The following is an 18930-nucleotide window of genomic DNA, read 5'->3' as shown; positions in this document are numbered from 1 at the left end:
AACACAACGCATGAATAGAATTTTGACTGCCCTGCTTCTGCTCGGCCCGCTCCTCGCGGCAAACGCTTCGACACCGGAACAACGGCTCACGATACGAAACGACGATTTCCGAAGCACGCTGCTCGTCCGGGACGGCCGCATCCGCGCCGTTTCGCTCTACGACAATGCCACGGCGTCCGAGCTGCTCGCGCCCGACGGGGAACCGCTCTTCGAATTTTCGGTCAACGGCCGCAGCGTCTCTTCCGACATGCCGCTGTGGCGCTATGTCTCGACCGCAGAACAACGGCTTGCGAATGATGGCAGGATCGAGACCTATACGTTCGAAGGCAGCGGCGCATTGCAAGGGCTCCTGCTGCTGCTCGACCGCCACTATTTCCCGTCGGGAGCATTTTTGCGCGAACGCCTGCGCCTGCGCTCGAAGCGGGAGGGGGCATTCCGCCTGACGAACGTCGGAGGCCGCAACCATTTCATCTTCCCGCGCTACACCCTGGCCGATGCTGCGGGCGGCACCGCGCTCACCGAAATGCGGATCGGAACCTACGGAGGCGAAATCCTGCCCGGATACGATCCCGCACGCACCGAGGACCGCCGACCCGAGCGCAACCTGGCCTCGTGCCATATGTTCCATCCCGACGTCATCCGCCATCGGCTTAGCGGCGACACCTGCTGCGAGGTCAAAGGCCCCTTTCTGCTCATTCCCACGCGCCGCCACCGCCTCCTGACCTCCTACGAGCACGCCTCGCAGGACCGCACCTACATGCGCTCCACGCAGCAGGCCATCGACGCCGCCCTGACCGACGCGGCTCAGGGCGTTAAAGGGGATTCCGACACGGTGACCGACGACGACCTGTGGTTCATCTCCACGGGCGTCCGACAGCACGGCGACCGCCGCACGCTCTTCGGCCGCATCCGCCGAGGCGGCTACCTCGACGGCGAGGTGATCCCCGCGGACCGCTGCTACGAAACCGTTTGGTCCACGATCTCCATCCTTTCCGAGAACCAGGAACCGGCAGATGCGATCCGCGAATACCTCTTGCACCGCATCACCGACCATGCCGCTTCGCGCGAAACCCGATTCTATTACAACACGTGGGGCATGCAGCGCGACGCCTCGCCCCATATGCGCGAAACTTTCACCGAGCAGCGCATCGCCCGCGAAATCGCCCTGGCAGCCGAAACGGGCGTTGACCTGTTCATTTTCGATGACGGATGGCAGCAGACCCTGGGCGACTGGCGGCCGCATGGCGAACGGCTGCCGCGGGGACTCCGTCCGCTGGTCGATTCCCTGCGCTGCAAGGGCATTACGCCGGGCATTTGGCTCTCGCTTCTGGGAATCGACCCCTCGACCGAGCGCGCCCGCCAGCATCCCGGGTGGATCATCCGCGACCGACAGGGTGTGCCTTATGCGGCGCAGTGGAATTTTCCGGCGTGCGACCTGGTGGGCGGGTTCTACGACTGTATTCTTTCCGACCTGAAGCGTCTTGCGGACATGGGTATCCGCTATTTCAAGTGGGATGCCGTCAATACATTCAACAGCGCCCAGCCCGGACTGGACCACGGCGATGCGACACACAGCCGCCGAGAGCGGATCGACCGCTACAACTACCTCCTGCCTTTTTATGTAACCCGACTGATGCGCGAGTTGCGCGCCTATTGTCCCGACGCCGTGGTCGAGATCGATCTCACCGAACCCGAGCGCTCCCTGATCGGTCTGATGCCGTTGCAGGAGGGCAAATTCTTCTGGATGAACAACGGCGCTTCCGCCTACGGCGATTACTCCGCCTACCGCACCAAAAGCATCCGCCAATCGATCAACGCCACCGCCGGTCTGTTGCCGCCCGAGTTGCTTACCTACGCCGTCTATCCCCACAACAAAGCGCCCTTTTGTACTCAACGTTACAACGTCAACACGGTCTTGCAAGCCGGACATGGATTCTGGGGCGACCTGACAGCAACCACCGCGGCCGACCGAAGCTATATCCGCGAGCAGACCGGCAAAGCGCGCCGCGTCCTGCGCCATGTAGCCGGACGCCCCCTGAGCATCACCGGCAGGGTCGGCGCATCGCCAGAGCTATATATCCAGGCTGCACCCGAAAAAGGGTACGCCCTGTTCACGGCATTCAGCGGTTCGCCGGTCGCCCACACGGCGTACATCGCACTCGATACCGCGCAAGTTCTCGGCGTACTGAACCACGCCTTTTCGACCGATTCCGGCGGCGTGCGGCTCGACCTGCAATTCGCCGCCCCGGACGACACGCGCGAAGCGTTCGTCTTGGGCAATAACGGTACGGGCGTGCGCATCCTCTCCTCGACCGGATGGCTCGATGCACTTTCTGCCGACACGCACAGCCTCCATGTTCGCAGCGGCAGCGCGACGGAACTGCATATCGCCCTGCCCGCCGAAGCCCGTAACGCCACCTCCGACCTCCCCGCCGAGCGCCTTTCGGACGGCACCTGGCGCCTCAGGCTCGACGCCGGAGCGGAAACGACGATCCGATGGAGGTAGCTCGCAGACCGTTGGTTCCACAAAAAGAGGGGGCGGCCGGAAATTCCGACCGCCCCTCTTGGCAGATTTATTTTCAACTGAAGATTACATCATACCGCCCATACCTCCTCCGGGCATTGCCGGCATGGCGGGCGTCTCCGATTTCTTCTCGGCCAGTACGCACTCCGTCGTCAGGAACATCGAAGCGATCGAAGCGGCATTCTCCAGCGCAACGCGGGCCACTTTCGTCGGGTCGATGATACCGGCTTTCATCAGATCCTCGTACTTGTCGTCGCGGGCGTTGTAGCCGTAGGCGTCCTTGCCCTCGCGGACCTTGTTCACTACTACCGAACCCTCGCCGCCGGCATTCTCGACGATCTGGCGCAGCGGCTCCTCGATGGCTCGGCGGATGATCTGGATACCCGTGGTCTGGTCCTCGTTCTCGCCTTTCATGCCCTCGAGCGCGTTCGTTGCGCGGATATAGGCCACGCCGCCGCCCGGGACGATACCCTCTTCGACGGCTGCGCGCGTAGCGGCCAGCGCGTCGTCCACGCGGTCTTTCTTCTCTTTCATCTCGACCTCCGTTGCGGCGCCGACATAGAGCACGGCCACGCCGCCTGCCAACTTGGCCAGACGCTCCTGCAACTTCTCCTTGTCGTAGTCCGAGGTGGCTTTCTCGATCGAAGCGCGAATCTGAGCCACGCGGGCCGAGATGGCCTCCTTGCTGCCCGAGCCGTCCACGACGGTGGTATTCTCCTTGTTGAGCGTCACTTTCTCGGCCGAGCCCAGCATGTCGAGCGTGGCATCCTCCAGCTTCATACCCTTGTCGGCCGAGATCACGGTTGCACCGGTCAGCACGGCGATGTCCTCGAGCATCTCCTTGCGGCGGTCGCCGAAGCCCGGAGCCTTGCAGGCGGCGATCTTCAGCGTGCCGCGCAGCTTGTTGACCACCAGGGCCGAGAGGGCTTCGCCGTCGACATCTTCGGCGATGATGAGCAATGCACGTCCGCTCTGAGCCACCGGCTCCAGCACGCCCATCAACTCTTTCATCGTCGAAACTTTCTTGTCCGTGATGAGGATATAGGGCTTTTCGAGCTGCGCCTCCATTTTTTCGGGATCGGTGATGAAATAGGCCGAGATGTAGCCCCGGTCGAACTGCATGCCCTCGACCACCTCCACGTGGGTCTCGGTGCCCTTGGCCTCCTCGACGGTGATGACACCCTCCTTGTTGACCTTGGCCATCGCCTCGGCGATCAGCTTGCCGATCGTCTCGTCGTTGTTGGCCGAAATCGAAGCCACCTGCTCGATCTTGGCGAAATCCGTACCGACCTCCTGGCTCTGCTTCTTGAGCGACTCCACGACGGCAGACACCGCCTTGTCGATACCGCGCTTCAGATCCATCGGGTTGGCGCCGGCCGTCACGTTCTTCAGGCCCACGCCGATGATCGACTGCGCCAGCACGGTAGCCGTGGTGGTGCCGTCGCCGGCGTCGTCATTGGTTTTCGAAGCGACCTCCTTGACCATCTGGGCGCCCATGTTGGCGAACGCATCTTCGAGCTCGACCTCCTTGGCCACGGTCACGCCGTCCTTGGTGATCTGCGGAGCACCGAATTTCTTGTCGATGATGACATTGCGGCCTTTGGGGCCGAGGGTGACCTTCACTGCGTTCGACAGCGCATCGACGCCCTCCTTGAGGAGCTCGCGCGCCTCTACGTTATATTTGATCTCTTTTGCCATGGTGTTAGATAATTGCTAAAATGTCCGACTGTTTCATGATGAGGTAATCCACCCCGTCGATCTGAATCTCCTGTCCGGCGTACTTGCCGTAAAGCACCTGGTCACCGACCTTGACCTCCATTGCGATCTCCTTGGTGCCGGGACCTGCTGCCACGACCTTGCCTGCAAGCGGTTTCTCTTTTGCCGTGTCGGGGATGATCAATCCGCCGGCCGTCTTCTCCTCAGCAGGATTCGGGAGAATCAGCACACGATCCGATAAGGGTTTTACATTCATAGCTTTCGTATTTAATTAGTTTGAAGAATATTTTGCGTTTGCAACCTCTCATCCATCAATAGCTGTGCCAACCGTTTTTTGGCAGTTTCGAGGTGACAAACGAGCAGAGGCGACTGCCAATTTGTCACTCCGTATGATTTTTCCCGGGATTTTTTTGCACGGACCGAAAAAGTGTATTACATTTGCATTCCGATACGCCGGATGCGTATCGACACGGTGGATGTAGCTCAGTCGGTTAGAGCGTCGGATTGTGGTTCCGAAGGTCGTGGGTTCGAGCCCCATCTTCCACCCAAGGCACTGAGAAAGAGGCAAAAAAAGCAAACCTTACATGTCAACGATATGTAAGGTTTTTTCGTAAATTGTTGCTTCGGCTTCAGGAAAAGCGAGCATCCGAACCGTCGAACTCCCGAAACGTGCGTTTTCAACTTTTCGGAGAGTCCCGCAGCCGAAAAGGACTGCGCCGTTCGGCCCGAAAGCCCTACCTTTGCCGTATGAAACTTCGATTGAATCCCGCATGGGATCGGTTGCGCGGTTGGGTCGAACGATTGCCCGACACCTTTGCCGCCGGGGGCGAAACGCTCCACGAGGGGCGCAACACGATCCGTGCTTACGATGCGCAGGGAGTACAGTTGGTCGTAAAGCGATACAAGCGTCCCAACCCGCTCAATGCCTTTATCTACTCTTTCCTGCGCAAAAGCAAGGCCCGACGCGGTTACGAACACGCCCTGCGTCTGCGGCGACTGGGTTTCGACACCCCCTGTCCGGTCGCCTGGTGCGAATGCCGTCGGCACGGACTGCTGCGCGATGCCTACCTGGTCACCCTGCGTTCGGATTACCGGGCGCTCCCGGAGGTAACCGAACGGTTCCCGGCGCGCGACACGCTGCCCGTGCTGGCGGCTTTCGCCCGCTTCGCAGCCGATCTGCACGCCGCCGGGGTCGTTCACGAGGATTTCAACCAGAGCAACGTGCTCTGGCAGCACGACGGGGCCACGGACAGCTACCGTTTCCAACTGATCGACATCAACCGGATGCGCTTCCGCCGACGGGCGCTCCGCCCGCGCGAGTGCATGGTCAACCTGCGTCGGCTGGCGTGCCCGGCAGGCGCTTTCCTCTGCATCCTCGACCGATACGCCGAACACCGCTCGTGGAACATCGACGACACCCTGCTGCGCGGCACTTTCTTCCGGCTGGTTTTCAGCCGCCACCGCCGGATCAAGAAACGGCTGAAGCATCCCGGCACCCGCTCGCGGCAGCGCCCAAAAGCGGCCTGACAAGCGAAAAAACGGTCCCGGAATTTGGAATTCCCGAATAATTCGCTACATTTGTCCCCTACAAAGACGCTTTGCAATGAGATTGTACGGTTTTGCATCCTATTTTTATTCCTTTTTCTTTTACGGCACGAGAAAGAGCGGGATGGCGTGTATGTAACCGGATGATACGATTATAGCATAAACCTGAAAATCCCGCTCGTGCCGAGCGGGATTTTTTATGCAACTCGATATGAAACAGGTAGTAATACAGGGCATCCGTGGATGCTACCACGAAACGGCCGCACGGGAGTTCTTCCGCGGCGAACCGCTCGAAACGCTCCCGGCGGAGCGTTTCGAGGAGCTGTTCGCACGCATGGACAGCGATCCCGGCCTGTTGGGCGTGGCCGCCATCGAGAATACCATCGCGGGAAGCCTTCTTCCGAACCACGAACTGCTGCGCCGCAGCCGCGCGGCCATCGTCGGCGAGTACAAGCTCCGCATTTCGCACACGCTCGCGGCGCTGCCGGGGCAGCGTGCGGACGACATCCGCGAGGTGCGTTCACACCCCATCGCGCTGATGCAGTGCGGCGACTTTCTGAAAACCCGGCCCCATCTGAAGATCGTCGAGCGGGACGATACCGCTGGCAGCGCCCGCGAAATCGCCTGCGAACAGCTCCGGGGCACGGCGGCCATCTGCGGCGAGGAGGCCGCGCGGCTCTACGGGCTGGAGGTTCTTTTCCGCGGCATCGAGACCAACCCCCACAATTTCACGCGGTTTCTCATCCTGGCCGACCGCAGCCGCGCGGCGGAGCTCACCGACCCGCTCCGATGCAACAAGGCTTCGCTCGTGTTCACGCTGACGCATACCCGCGGCAGCCTCTCCAAAGTGCTTACCGTCTTGTCGTTCTACGACATGAACCTCACGAAAATCCAGTCTCTCCCGATCATCGGACGCGAGTGGGAGTACCGGTTCTACGTCGACGTGACATTCGACGACCACGAGCGCTTCCGGCAGGCCGTCGAGGCGGCCCGGCCGCTGGCCGGCGAGTTCACCCTCCTGGGCCGATACACCGAGTGTCCCAATCCGCCCCATCCCGAAAACGACGAAAACAGATAAACCATGAACGATTTGCAACCCATTCAATTTCCGGGCGTCGACACGCGCCGCCCGCTGCTTATCACCGGTCCGTGCAGCGCCGAAACCGAGGAGCAGACCCTCCGCACGGCCCGCGAACTGGCCGCCGAGGGGTTCCGCATTTTCCGCGCGGGGCTCTGGAAACCCCGCACCAAGCCGGGCGGATTCGAGGGCGTGGGCGCCGAGGGGCTGGCGTGGCTGCGGCGTGTGAAGCGCGAGACGGGCATGTACACCGCCACCGAGGTCGCCACGCGGGGACACGTCGCCGCCGCGATCGACGGGGGCGTGGACCTGCTGTGGATCGGAGCGCGAACCGCAGCCAATCCGTTCGCCATGCAGGAGATCGCCGACGCCCTGCGGGGACAGGAGGTTCCCGTGCTCATAAAGAACCCCGTCAGCCCCGACCTGGAACTGTGGATCGGTGCCATCGAGCGCATCCGCAACGCCGGCATCCGCCGCCTGGGGGCTATCCACCGCGGTTTCAGCTCCATCGACCGGAGCCTCTACCGCAACCACCCGATCTGGTCGATCCCCATCGAGCTGCGGCGGCGTCTGCCCGGACTGCCGATCTTCTGCGACCCCAGCCACATCGGCGGCAAGCGCGAACTGATCGCACCCCTGGCGCAGCAGGCGATGGACCTGGGCTTCGACGGGCTGGTGGTCGAAGCGCATAGCAACCCCGACCTGGCCTGGAGCGACAAGTCCCAGCAGGTAACGCCGCAGACACTGGCCTACATCGTCCGCAACCTCATCCTCCGCGAAATGAATACCACGACCGAAAGTCTGAACGAACTCCGCTCCCAGATCGACAAGCTCGACGATCAGCTGCTCGATCTGCTCGCCCACCGCATGCGCGTCTCGCGCGAAATCGGACAATACAAGAAAGAGCACGCCATGCCCGTGCTGCAAACTCAACGGTACGAGGAGCTGCTTTCGCGCCGGGCGGCCCAGGCAGTCGGGATGGGTATGGACCGCGAGTTCATGCGCTCGGTCCTGCAAGCCATCCACGAAGAGTCGATCCGGCAGCAGATGGAGGTTCTCAAGGTGAAAAGTGAAAAGTGAAAGGTGAAAGTGAACTTTGCGGCCAAGCGAAGAAAGAGACCGCTTGCAGGCTATGCCGAACGTGAGCAAAGTCAAGACGCCGCAGGTGCGGGCCGCAGCCCGTGGCGGCGAAACTTGTTTCCGATCCCCGAGCAACGCGTCGCAAGCCGACACGATAAATGGAAGATTCCTCACCTGCGTTCGGAATGACAAATCAGGAATCGCACACCCCCTGATCGTGAGTCGAATATTACATTTCGGTTAAATATTCCGCCCGCCACTCCGCAAGCGGCCGGAATGTGCTATTTTTGACCCGGATTCAAATCGCAGACATGGCAAAACAAAAAATTCTCGTAGTGGACGACGAAGAGTCGCTGTGCGAGATTCTGCAATTCAACCTCGAAATAGAGGGCTACGAGGTGGAGGTGGCATACAGTGCCGAGCAGGGGCTGGAGATGCACCCCGAACGTTTCTCGCTAATCCTTTTGGACGTGATGATGGGCCGGATGAGCGGCTTCAGGATGGCGCAACTGCTCCGCTCGAATCCCCGCACGGCGAACATTCCGGTCATTTTCTGCACGGCCCGCGACACGGAGGACGACACGGTCGCCGGACTGAACCTCGGCGCCGACGACTACATCCGAAAACCTTTCTCCGTACGCGAGGTGATGGCCCGCGTGCGAACGGTGCTCCGTCGCGCGGCGCAGCCCGAGGCCGAGACCGTCGGTTTCGAGGAGTTGAGATTGGACCTGAAACGCAAAATCTGCACGCTTGCGGATGCCGAGGTGCGGCTGACCAAAAAGGAGTTCGAGATTCTGGCGCTGCTGCTGGCGCACCCGGGCGTGATCTTCTCGCGCGAGGAGATACTCCGCCGCGTCTGGAGCGACGAAGTGATCGTCCTGGACCGCACCATCGACGTCAACATCACCCGCCTGCGCCGCAAGATCGGCCCTTACGGGGACCATATCATCACGCGCCTGGGTTATGGCTACGGCTTCGAAAAGTAGGTTTCCCTACCATCGGAGACTTTTCCTCGTACTGCTGGGGTTTTCGTGGACCCTGGTGGCGTCGTTTCTTGTTTTCCAGTACGGACGCGAAAAGCATTTCAAGGCCGAGCGGCTCGACGCCCGGCTGCAACTCTTCAACCTGCGCCTGCTGGACGCGCTCAAAGAGGGCATTCCGGCGGCCGAAGCCGTACGGCTCCACAGCGGACCGTTCGGCGACCTGCGCGTAACGGTGATCGGGCGCGGGGGCACCGTGGTTTTCGACACCTCGGCCGACTCGCTTCTCGAGAACCACCTCGACCGCCCGGAGGTCGCCCAGGCTTTATCCCGCGGTACGGGATACACCATCCGCCGCCACTCGAAGAGCACCGACCGCTCCTATTTCTACTCGGCCATGCGGGGCGAGCGGTGCATCGTCCGTTCGGCCGTTCCCTACACCCTCCCACTCCGGGAGCTGCTCGCCGCCGACCGCGAATTTCTCTGGTTCATGCTCGGAGTCACGCTGCTGATGAGCGTGGCGGGCTATTTCGTCACGCGGCGGCTGGGGCAGAACATCACGCGGCTCAAAGCGTTCGCCGAGCGGGCCGAGCGCGGCGAACCGATCGACCCGATACCGCACTTTCCGCACGACGAACTGGGCGCGATCTCCGGCCACATCGTCCGCCTCTACGCCGCCTTGCAGCGCACCACGGCCGACCGCGACCGCGAACACGCGCTGGCGCTGCACGAACAGGAGGAGAAAATCCGCATCAAGAAGCAGCTTACGAACAACATCAACCACGAACTCAAGACCCCCGTGGCCGCAATCCGGGGCTATCTGGAGACACTTGCGGCCAACCCCTCGCTGGATGATGCACGGCGCATGGAATTCCTCGAAAAGAGCCGCGAACAGGCGGAGAGGCTGGCTCGCCTGCTATCGGACGTGGCGACCATCACGCGCATGGACGAGGCCGGGGGCGAAATCCGCCGGGAACGGGTCGTGCTGAACGACATCGTGGCCGAGATAGCGGCCGAGATGGAGCTTCGACCCGCGGGTCAGCGGCTGCGCGTCAACTGCGATTTCCCGCACCCCGTCGCCGTCGTGGGCAGCCCCTCCCTGCTGGGCTCGCTCCTGCGCAACCTCGCGGACAATGCGGCGGCCTACTCGGGCGGCCGCGACATCTTCATCCGGCTGTTGTCCGAGACCGCCGATTCGTGTACGATCCTCTTCGCCGACAACGGCATCGGCGTCGACGAGGAGCACCTGCTCCACCTGTTCGAACGCTTCTACCGCGTGGACAAGGGCCGCTCGCGCAAGCTCGGCGGCACGGGTCTGGGACTGGCCATCGTCCGCAACGCCGTAGCCGTCCACGGCGGCGCCATCACGGTCCGCAACCGCGAACGGGGCGGCCTGGAGTTCGTCTTCACGCTCCGCAAACACGCCTGAGCCGCCGGAATTCACCGCATCGCAACCCCTGCGTAACGGCTTTGTAACATCCGTTTCGCAACTTTGCAGCGGCAAAAACCGGAAACTATGTCCCCACTCTTCACCTCGATCGTCGTCGTCCTGGCCCTGCTGGCCGTCATGGGCATCGTCGTGGGCGTCGCCAACGACGCCGTCAACTTTCTCAACTCGGCCCTGGGGTCGAAAGTCGCACCGCGCCGCGTGATCCTTACGGTCGCCGCAGCCGGCATCCTGGTCGGCACGCTCACCTCCACGGGCATGATGGAGGTGGCCCGCAGCGGCGTCTTCTACCCCGCGCAGTTCTCTTTCTCGGAGATCATGATGCTCTTTCTGGGAATGATGCTCGGAAACGTGCTGCTCCTGGACCTCTTCAACTCGCTGGGGCTGCCGACTTCGACCACCGTGTCGATGGTCTTCGGCCTGCTGGGTGCAGCCGTCGCCGCCGCGCTGCTGCGCATCGCCGGCGACCCGGCGGCAGCGCTTTCGGACCTGCCGCAGTTCATCAACACAGGCAAGGCGCTCGTAATCATCGCCGCCATCCTGCTCTCGGTGGCGCTGGCATTCGTCGCCGGAACGCTCTTCATGTACCTCTCGCGGCTCATCTTCTCATTCCGCTACGCGGCCGTTTTCCGCCGCTGGGGCGCCCTCTGGTGCGGCATCTCGCTGGCCGGCATCCTCTATTTCGCCCTGTTCAAGGGGCTGAAGAGCTCGGGACTGATTCCCGAACGAATCTCCGAGCTGGTCGGCGAGCATGTACTGCTGACATTGCTGGCATTCTGGATCGTGTCGGCGATCCTGCTCTACCTCTTACAGCGCATGCGCCTCAACATCATGCGCATCACCATCCTCTCGGGAACTTTCGCCCTGGCCCTCGCATTCGCGGGCAACGACCTGGTGAATTTCATCGGCGTGCCCCTGGCCGGCTACGACGCCTGGTCGGCGGCGCGCGAGGCGGGCAGCGAGCAGATCATGATGGGCGCACTGGCCCACCCCGCGCGCGCCGATTTCCTGCTGCTCGCCGCCGCGGGCGTTATCATGGTCCTGACGCTCTTCTTCTCGAAAAAATCGCAGCACGTCACCGAGACCGAACTCTCGCTGGCCTCGCAGCACGAGGGCGACGAACGCTTCGGCTCGACGCTCGTCTCGCGCAGCCTGGTGCGGGCCACGCTGGTGATGAATACCCTCTGGACCGGACTGGTGCCCCTCCGCATCCAGCGGGCCATCGACCGCCGGTTCGAGCCCCTGCCCCCCGAGGAGCGTTCGTCGGCCCCCTACGACATGATCCGCGCCGTGGTCAACCTCACCGCCGCCTCGATCCTGATCGCCATCGCCACCTCCTACAAACTCCCCCTCTCGACCACCTACGTGGTCTTCATGGTGGCGATGGGCTCGTCGCTGGCCGACCGTTCGTGGGGCCGCGAAAGCGCCGTCTACCGCATCACGGGCGTGATGGCCGTCATCACGGGCTGGTTCGTCACGGCGCTGGGCGGATTCCTGATCGCGCTGGCCGTCACGGCCCTGCTGCTCTGGGGCGGCTGGATCGCCGTGGCCGCCTTGACGCTCCTCTGCGTCTGGCTTTTGGTGCGCAGCCACCGCAAAACGCCCGAGTTGAAAGAGGCCGAACGCGCGCAACTGCCCATCGAGACGGCCGAAACCCCCGACGAGGTGCTGTGCGCCTGCATCGGCGAGGTCTGCACCACGATGCAGGAGGTCACGCGCATCTACAACCGCACGCTGGTGGCCGTATTCAAGGAGAACCGCAAGGTCCTCCGCGAGATGGTCCAGACCTCGGACCGCCTTTTCGAGCAGGCCCGCACGCGCAAGTACGGCATCGTGCCGACGCTGCGCCGCCTGGAGCGCTGCGACATCGACACGGGCCATTTCTACGTGCAGGTGACGGACTACCTCTCGGAGGTAAGCAAGGCCCTCATGCACATCACGCGCCCGGCCGCCGAGCACATCGACAACAACCACGAGGGGCTTTCCAAGGAGCAGATCGTCGATCTGATGCGTGTCAACGACGAGGTCGAGGCCATTTTCGACAAGATCAACGACATGCTCGCGTCCAAGGACTTTTCGGACCTGGACCGCGTGCTCGAAATGCGCGACCGGCTGTTCGACACCATCGCCGCGGCGATCAAGAGCCAGCTGCGGCGCCTGAACGGCGACCCGGCGGCCAGCACGCGCGCCAGCGTGCTGTATCTGACGATCCTCAACGAGACCAAAACCATGGTCTTGCAGGCGCGCAATCTTCTGAAATCGCAACACTATTTTTTGTGTTCCAAAAAATAGTACCAACAGCACCCTGTCGACAATCCACCCAAGCCCTCCTTTTCAAAGGAGGGCTTCAGACGGGGAAACAGGACAGTCACGAACCCCGAATCGTAACCGAAACGCAACGGGGCCGTCATTACGCTGTAACGACGGCCCCGTATCTTTGTAGCGTGAAAGGAGCAATACCTTTCCGGTAAGGTTCTTTCGATCCCCTCTGCAACGAAGCTCGGCCCGAGCGGCCCCGCCTTCGTTCTTATGCGGACGAAAAAGTTGGTTTTAGGTTGTAATCAGGTTAGTGGGAGATGCAGCGACGCGAGGTCGCGGCATCTTCGTTTTTTAATGCTCCATGTCCCGCAGGTGAATTTCCAGCGCCCGGACCGAAATCTGTATCTCGCGGATCGACACGCCGAGCGAGCCGATCAGCAGCAGGAGCGCCAGGCCGAAAACCCAGGCCGAGGCCGCGAAGAGCCCCACATAGATCAGAAACATCGTCACCACGCAGAGAAACAAACTCGTAACGCCCAGAATCTGCATTGTGCGCGTCAGATGGAGCCTCCGGCGGAGGTTGTCGATCTGCGCGCGCGTCAGTTTCGAGGGGTGCTGCAAGTGCTGCTCCTTGAGCGTGCGGACCAGTTGTGCATAGGAGAGAAAACGGTTGGTATAGGCCAAAAGGATCAGCGATACGGCCGAAAACAACAGGGCGGGTGTGGTGAGCGTCAGTTCTTCCATTTTGCAAAATATTTCATGCCGCGAAATTACGCAATAATCCGGCCCCGTGCAAACCCGCTCCGGAGCCCGGCATAGACAGCCGCTCCAAGCCCCTCCCAACATGTAGGTATTTTTTCATTTTTTTTAATAAAAGAGCGCCCTTTTACGTTATTGTGAAAAAAATAACATATCTTTGCAGTGCCGAAATCGGACAATTCTCATTACCTATTGAATAACAGCATGGAACTCAACAAGACCTTTATCGACGGGCTCTGGAGCCGGGAGATCGACCCCGCGAGCTTCGTCTCGACGAACATTACCCCTTATCTGGGCGACGCCTCGTTCCTCGAAGGGCCCACCGAGCGCACCCGAAACCTCTGGAACCGCTGTCTCGAAGCACTCGAGGAGGAGCGGCAGCGGGGCGGCATCCGCTCGCTCGACAACGCGACCGTCTCGACCATTACCTCGCACCGCGCCGGCTACATCGACCGCGAGAACGAACTGATCGTGGGCCTTCAGACCGATGAACTCCTGAAGCGCGCCATCAAACCGTTCGGCGGCATCAACGTCGTGGCCCGCGCCTGCCGGGAGCGGGGCACGGAGGTGGACGAGCGCGTAAAGGACATCTTCACGCACTACCGCAAAACGCATAACGACGGCGTCTTCGACGTCTACACCGAAGAAATTCGTTCGTTCCGTTCGCTGGGATTCCTCACCGGTCTTCCGGACAACTACGCCCGCGGCCGCATCATCGGCGACTACCGCCGGCTGGCCCTCTACGGCACCGACCGGCTGATCGAAGCCAAGCAGGCGGACCTGCGCGCACTGACCGGCCCCATGACCGAGGCGCGCATCCGGCTCCGGGAGGAGGTCGCCGAGCAGATCAAGGCCCTCGGGGACATCCGCACGATGGGCGAATTCTACGGGCTGGACCTGAGCCGCCCGGCCCATTCGGCGCAGGAGGCCGTGCAGTGGGTCTACATGGCCTACCTGGCGGCCGTCAAGGAGCAGGACGGCGCGGCCATGTCGCTCGGGAACGTCTCGTCGTTCCTGGACATCTTCATCGAGTACGACCTGGCACACAGGCTCATCGACGAGACGTTCGCCCAGGAGTTGATCGACCAGCTGGTCATCAAGCTGCGCATGGTGCGCCACCTGCGGATGCAGTCTTACAACGACATCTTCGCGGGCGACCCCACGTGGGTGACCGAGGCCCTCGGCGGACGCTTCAACGACGGCCGCACGAAAGTCACCAAGACCTCGTTCCGCTTCCTGCAAACGCTCTACAACCTCGGGCCCTCGCCCGAACCGAACATGACCGTGCTCTGGAGCCCCGAACTGCCCGCAGGCTTCAAGAAGTTCTGCGCGCGCGTCTCGGCCGACACGAGTTCGATCCAGTACGAGAACGACGAATTGATGCGCGAGGTCCGTCACTCGGACGACTACGGCATCGCCTGCTGCGTCTCGTACCAGGACATCGGCCGCCAGATCCAATTCTTCGGCGCACGCGCCAACCTCGCTAAAGCCCTGCTGCTGGCTATCAACGGGGGCCGCTGCGAGAACACCGGCACGGTGATGATCCAGGGCATCCCGGCGCTTTCCGAGGGTCCGCTGCGCTTCGAGGAGGTGATGCAGAACTACAAGAAAGTGCTGCGCGAGATCGCCCGCGTCTACAACGAGGCGATGAACATCATCCACTACATGCACGACAAGTACTACTACGAAAAGGCGCAGATGGCTTTCGTGGATACCGACCCGCGCATCAACCTCGCCTACGGCGTGGCCGGTCTCTCGATCGCCATCGACTCGCTCTCGGCGATCAAATACGCCCGCGTCACCCCGCGCCGCAACGCCGAGGGGCTGACCGAGGGTTTCGACATCGAGGGAACGTTCCCGTGCTTCGGCAACAACGACGACCGCGTCGACCACCTGGGCGTCGACCTGGTCTACTATTTCAGCGAGGAGCTGAAGAAGCTGCCCGTCTACAAAAATGCGCGTCCCACGCTCTCGCTGCTTACGATCACCTCGAACGTGATGTATGGCAAGAAGACCGGCGCGACGCCGGACGGACGCGCCAAGGGCGTGGCGTTCGCTCCGGGTGCCAACCCGATGCACGGGCGTGACCGCAACGGCGCCATCGCCTCGCTCGCGTCGGTGGCCAAGCTCCGCTACCGCGACTCGCAGGACGGCATCTCCAACACGTTCTCGATCATCCCCCGCTCGCTGGGTCCCACCGTGGAGGAGCGCGTGGAGAACCTGGTGACGATGCTGGACGGCTATTTCACCAAGGGAGCCCATCACCTGAACGTCAATGTGCTGAACCGCGAAATGCTGCTCGACGCCATGGAGCACCCCGAGCAGTACCCGCAACTCACGATCCGCGTATCGGGCTATGCGGTGAATTTCGTAAAACTGAGCCGCGAGCACCAGCTGGAGGTCATCAACCGCAGCTTCCACGAAAGAATGTAATCAAGGTTAAAGGTGAAATGATCCGCGTTCACTCCTATGAATCGATGGGAACCTACGACGGGCCGGGACTCCGGCTCGTCGTGTTCCTCCAAGGGTGCAATTTCCGCTGCCTCTACTGCGCCAATCCCGACACGATCGACCCGTCGGGCGGCACCCCGACCGACCCTCAGGAGATCGTCCGCATGGCCCTGGAGCAGAAGCCCTTTTTCGGGCGGCGGGGCGGCGTGACTTTCTCCGGAGGCGAGCCGACCTTCCAGGCCGCGGAACTGGTGCCGCTCGTCAGGAAACTGAAAAAGGAGGGAATCCACGTTTGTCTGGACACCAACGGCGGGGTGTGGAACCCGGCGGTCGAGGAACTGCTGACGCTCACCGATCTGGTGCTGCTCGACGTCAAGCAGGCCGATCCCTCTCAGCACCGCGCCCTTACGGGCCGCAGCCACACACAGACGCTCCGCACGGCGGCGTGGCTCGAAGCACACCGCAAACCTTTCTGGCTGCGCTACGTGCTGGTGCCCGGGGTGAGCGACGCGGAGGCCCACATCCGTGCACTGGGCGACCGGCTGGGCGGATACGCCTCCATCGAGCGGGTCGAGCTGCTGCCCTATCACACCCTCGGAGTGCACAAATACGAAGCGATGGGCCAAAAATACGCCCTTGCGGGGGTCCCGGAGAACACCCCCGGGCAGATCGACCGGGCCGCGGCCCTGCTCCGGGAGTATTTCGCCACGGTGGTGGTCAACTGACGCTACCAGCTCTCGGCCTTGTCCTCGAGTTCGGGAATCCGGTCTTTGGTAAAGACCGGATTTTTGATGCCCGACCGCTTCTGCGCCATGTAGTCGCCGAGCAGCAGCAAGGCCTGCCGCCCCAGCAGCAGGATGGCCGTCAAGTTGAACAGGGTCATCAGGGCCATCGTCACATCCGCCAGGCTCCACGCCATCTCGAGGGTGGTCAGGGCCCCGAACAGCACCATGCCGCCCACCAGCACCCGGTAGCCGGTAAGCACCCCGCGCCGGGAGGTGATGAAGCGGATATTGGCTTCGCCGTAGTAGTAGTTGCCGATGATCGACGAAAAAGCGAACAGAAAGATCGCCACGGCGACGAAGACACCGCCCGCGGGGCCGATCTCCGACACCAGGGCCGCCTGCGTGAGTTGAATCCCGTTGAGCGACGGGTCGGGCGCACCGCCGAAGAGGATGATGAACGCCGTACACGAACAGATCACCAGCGTGTCGGTAAAGACCCCCAGGGTCTGGATCAGCCCCTGCTTGACGGGGTGCGATACGCGGGCGGTGGCGGCGACGTTGGGCGCCGAACCCATCCCCGCCTCGTTGCTGAACAGCCCCCGCTTGATGCCCTGCATCAACGCGGCACCGACCCCGCCGCCCAGCGCCTGCTTCCAACCGAACGCGTCCGCGAGGATCAGTTCCAGCACCTCCGGCAGCCGTCCCAGGTTGAAGAGCACCACGCCCAGCGCCAGGGCGATATACCCCAGCGCCATGACGGGCACGACCACCCCGCTTACGCGGGCGATGCGGTGGATGCCGCCGAAGATCACCCCGAGCGTCAGCACAGTAAGACCCACGCCCACCCACGCATGGTCCAGGCCGAACGCCCCCTCCCACGCCGCGCAGATCGTGTTGCTCTGCACCGAGTTGAATGCGAACCCGAAAGTCACCGAGATCAGCACGGCGAACACCACGCCCATCCACCTGCGACCCAGCCCCCGCTCCATGTAGTAGGCCGGACCGCCCACGAACGAATCGCGCCCGCGCCGCTTGTAGAGCTGCGCGAGGGTCGACTCGACGAATGCGCTCGCAGCGCCCACCAGGGCGATGACCCACATCCAGAAGACCGCCCCGGGACCTCCGACCACGATCGCCGTCGCCACTCCGGCCAGGTTCCCCGTCCCCACGCGGCTGGCCAGCGACACGGCGAAAGCCTGGAACGACGAGACGTGGCGGTGGCCGTCTGCGCCCGTGTGTCCTCCGGCCGACTCGCCCAAGAGGCGCACCATCTCGCCCAGCATGCGGAACTGCACGCCGCGCGTACGCACGGTGAACCACACGGCGCAGCCCAGCAGCAGCCCCACCAGCAGGTAGGACCACATTACGTCGTTCAGCGCATCTATCCACAAACGGATTGTTTCCATCGGTCGCATTTTACGCTCCGGTCCACGGCGCAAATGCCGGGCCGGACGGTTATACACAGGCAAAGATAGTGCAAAGCGCGCGCTACACAAAAACATCGCAATCTGCTGCCGGACGGCCTCGTCCGCTCCCAATCAGGAGAGAGCGCCGGCCAGCCTGAAGCGCCGGATAGCGCACCGGGTGTAGAAATCGATTTTCTGCCGATTGCTTTCGCAAGCCGATTTACCACGGCTAATTTTATTGGCTCTGCGCACGCGGCTTTTCGAAATAAATTCCTACCTTTAGCTGCCGAAGAACGCCCCCAGGAACGCATGCCCGACAAAACCGCCATATCCACGACCCGCGAATTCACAGAGGTTTTCAACACCTGCAAACCCCGTTTCGAAGCCATCGCGCGCAGTTACGTCTACGACGCGGTAGTCGCCGAGGACCTGGTGCAGGAGAGTTTCAGCCGCTACTGGGAACTGATCTCGGACCCCGAGGGGGGGGGTACGGAGGTCGATAACGTGCCGGCTTTCATCCTCACCATCCTCAAGAACCAATGCCGTAACTACCTCTCGCGCCGCCGCCGTGGGATGGAGATCGCTTCGGAACTCTACACCGACCGCCTGCGCGAGATGGACGTGGCGCTCCGGCGTCTGGAACTGTTCGCCCCCGAGGAGCTTTTCACCCGCGAGATCGCCGAGACCGTGCAGCGCACGCTCCGCGAAATGCCTCCGCTGACGCGCGCCGTCTTCGAAAAACTGCGCTACGAGGAGAAATCGTACCGCGAAATCGCCGCCGAGCTGGGCATTTCGGCTTCGAAGATCGACAACGAACACCGCAAGGCCGCCCGCCTCTTGCGTCGCGCCCTGAGCGACTACCTGCCCGCCGCGCTGATCGCCCTGCTCGTCGGCGGTATCCAGTAATTAAAAAAATTTATTTGCATCCCTTGCGCCGGATTTTTACGAATCCGGCGCTGC

Annotated in this window: 14 protein-coding genes and 1 tRNA gene; 11 read left to right on the top strand and 4 right to left on the bottom strand. The window is 62.3% G+C overall.

From position 1 onward, the window contains the following. Positions 1 to 10: 10 nt before the first annotated feature. Complete coding sequence (locus ACMQ11_RS09650; RefSeq protein ID WP_418992560.1) at positions 11 to 2506, top strand: alpha-galactosidase; 2496 nt, start codon at positions 11 to 13, stop codon at positions 2504 to 2506. 84 nt (positions 2507 to 2590) lie between these two features. On the opposite strand, the gene groL is transcribed toward ACMQ11_RS09650, so the two are convergent. Both groL and ACMQ11_RS09640 read right to left on the bottom strand, forming a co-directional pair. After that, positions 2591 to 4222: a chaperonin GroEL gene (groL, locus tag ACMQ11_RS09645; protein WP_418992559.1), complete on the bottom strand. Its 1632-nt coding sequence runs from the start codon at positions 4220 to 4222 to the stop codon at positions 2591 to 2593. Between the two features lie 4 nt (positions 4223 to 4226). After that, complete coding sequence (locus ACMQ11_RS09640; RefSeq protein WP_418992558.1) at positions 4227 to 4496, bottom strand: co-chaperone GroES; 270 nt, start codon at positions 4494 to 4496, stop codon at positions 4227 to 4229. A gap of 215 nt (positions 4497 to 4711) precedes the next feature. On the opposite strand from ACMQ11_RS09640, the gene ACMQ11_RS09635 reads away from it, so the two are divergent. From ACMQ11_RS09635 to ACMQ11_RS09605, 7 genes are all read left to right on the top strand, one after another. Beyond that, positions 4712 to 4787 (top strand) — tRNA-His (locus ACMQ11_RS09635). 200 nt (positions 4788 to 4987) lie between these two features. Further along, the gene (locus ACMQ11_RS09630; protein ID WP_418992557.1) at positions 4988 to 5767 is read left to right on the top strand and encodes a lipopolysaccharide kinase InaA family protein; all 780 of its coding nucleotides are present in this window, start codon (positions 4988 to 4990) and stop codon (positions 5765 to 5767) included. Positions 5768 to 5996: 229 nt separating this feature from the next. Continuing rightward, positions 5997 to 6863, top strand: a complete 867-nt coding sequence (locus ACMQ11_RS09625) for a prephenate dehydratase (protein ID WP_418992556.1) — start codon at positions 5997 to 5999, stop codon at positions 6861 to 6863. 3 nt (positions 6864 to 6866) lie between these two features. Continuing rightward, a complete protein-coding gene (locus ACMQ11_RS09620; protein ID WP_418992555.1) occupies positions 6867 to 7943 on the top strand; it encodes a chorismate mutase in 1077 nt (358 codons plus the stop codon). Between the two features lie 311 nt (positions 7944 to 8254). Next, complete coding sequence (locus ACMQ11_RS09615; protein WP_418992554.1) at positions 8255 to 8929, top strand: response regulator transcription factor; 675 nt, start codon at positions 8255 to 8257, stop codon at positions 8927 to 8929. Beyond that, complete coding sequence (locus ACMQ11_RS09610) at positions 8907 to 10352, top strand: sensor histidine kinase (protein ID WP_418992553.1); 1446 nt, start codon at positions 8907 to 8909, stop codon at positions 10350 to 10352. The genes ACMQ11_RS09615 and ACMQ11_RS09610 overlap by 23 nt, the downstream gene beginning before the upstream one ends. 87 nt (positions 10353 to 10439) lie before the next feature. Further along, on the top strand, positions 10440 to 12662 hold the full coding sequence (locus tag ACMQ11_RS09605; RefSeq protein WP_418992552.1) for an inorganic phosphate transporter: 2223 nt from the start codon (positions 10440 to 10442) through the stop codon (positions 12660 to 12662). 318 nt (positions 12663 to 12980) lie between these two features. On the opposite strand, the gene ACMQ11_RS09600 is transcribed toward ACMQ11_RS09605, so the two are convergent. Next, positions 12981 to 13373: a DUF2721 domain-containing protein gene (locus tag ACMQ11_RS09600; protein WP_418992551.1), complete on the bottom strand. Its 393-nt coding sequence runs from the start codon at positions 13371 to 13373 to the stop codon at positions 12981 to 12983. Positions 13374 to 13592: 219 nt separating this feature from the next. On the opposite strand from ACMQ11_RS09600, the gene pflB reads away from it, so the two are divergent. Both pflB and pflA read left to right on the top strand, forming a co-directional pair. Next, complete coding sequence (pflB, locus tag ACMQ11_RS09595; RefSeq protein WP_418992550.1) at positions 13593 to 15821, top strand: formate C-acetyltransferase; 2229 nt, start codon at positions 13593 to 13595, stop codon at positions 15819 to 15821. A 17-nt stretch (positions 15822 to 15838) separates the two neighbouring features. Next, positions 15839 to 16564, top strand: coding sequence for a pyruvate formate-lyase-activating protein (gene pflA / locus ACMQ11_RS09590; RefSeq protein ID WP_418992549.1), 726 nt, complete (start codon positions 15839 to 15841; stop codon positions 16562 to 16564). Positions 16565 to 16566: 2 nt separating this feature from the next. On the opposite strand, the gene ACMQ11_RS09585 is transcribed toward pflA, so the two are convergent. Continuing rightward, a complete protein-coding gene (locus ACMQ11_RS09585; protein WP_418992548.1) occupies positions 16567 to 17970 on the bottom strand; it encodes an alanine/glycine:cation symporter family protein in 1404 nt (467 codons plus the stop codon). A gap of 309 nt (positions 17971 to 18279) precedes the next feature. Here ACMQ11_RS09585 and ACMQ11_RS09580 point away from each other — a divergent pair, with 309 nt between their 5' ends. Then, positions 18280 to 18876 (top strand): sigma-70 family RNA polymerase sigma factor, encoded by a 597-nt coding sequence (locus tag ACMQ11_RS09580; protein WP_418992547.1) that lies wholly within the window; start codon positions 18280 to 18282, stop codon positions 18874 to 18876. The last annotated feature ends 54 nt before the right edge of the window (positions 18877 to 18930 follow it).

This window comes from Alistipes sp. (assembly GCF_048465575.1).
In the GTDB taxonomy this organism is placed as follows: Bacteria; Bacteroidota; Bacteroidia; order Bacteroidales; family Rikenellaceae; genus Alistipes.
This window is presented reverse-complemented; position numbering and strand designations above follow the sequence as displayed.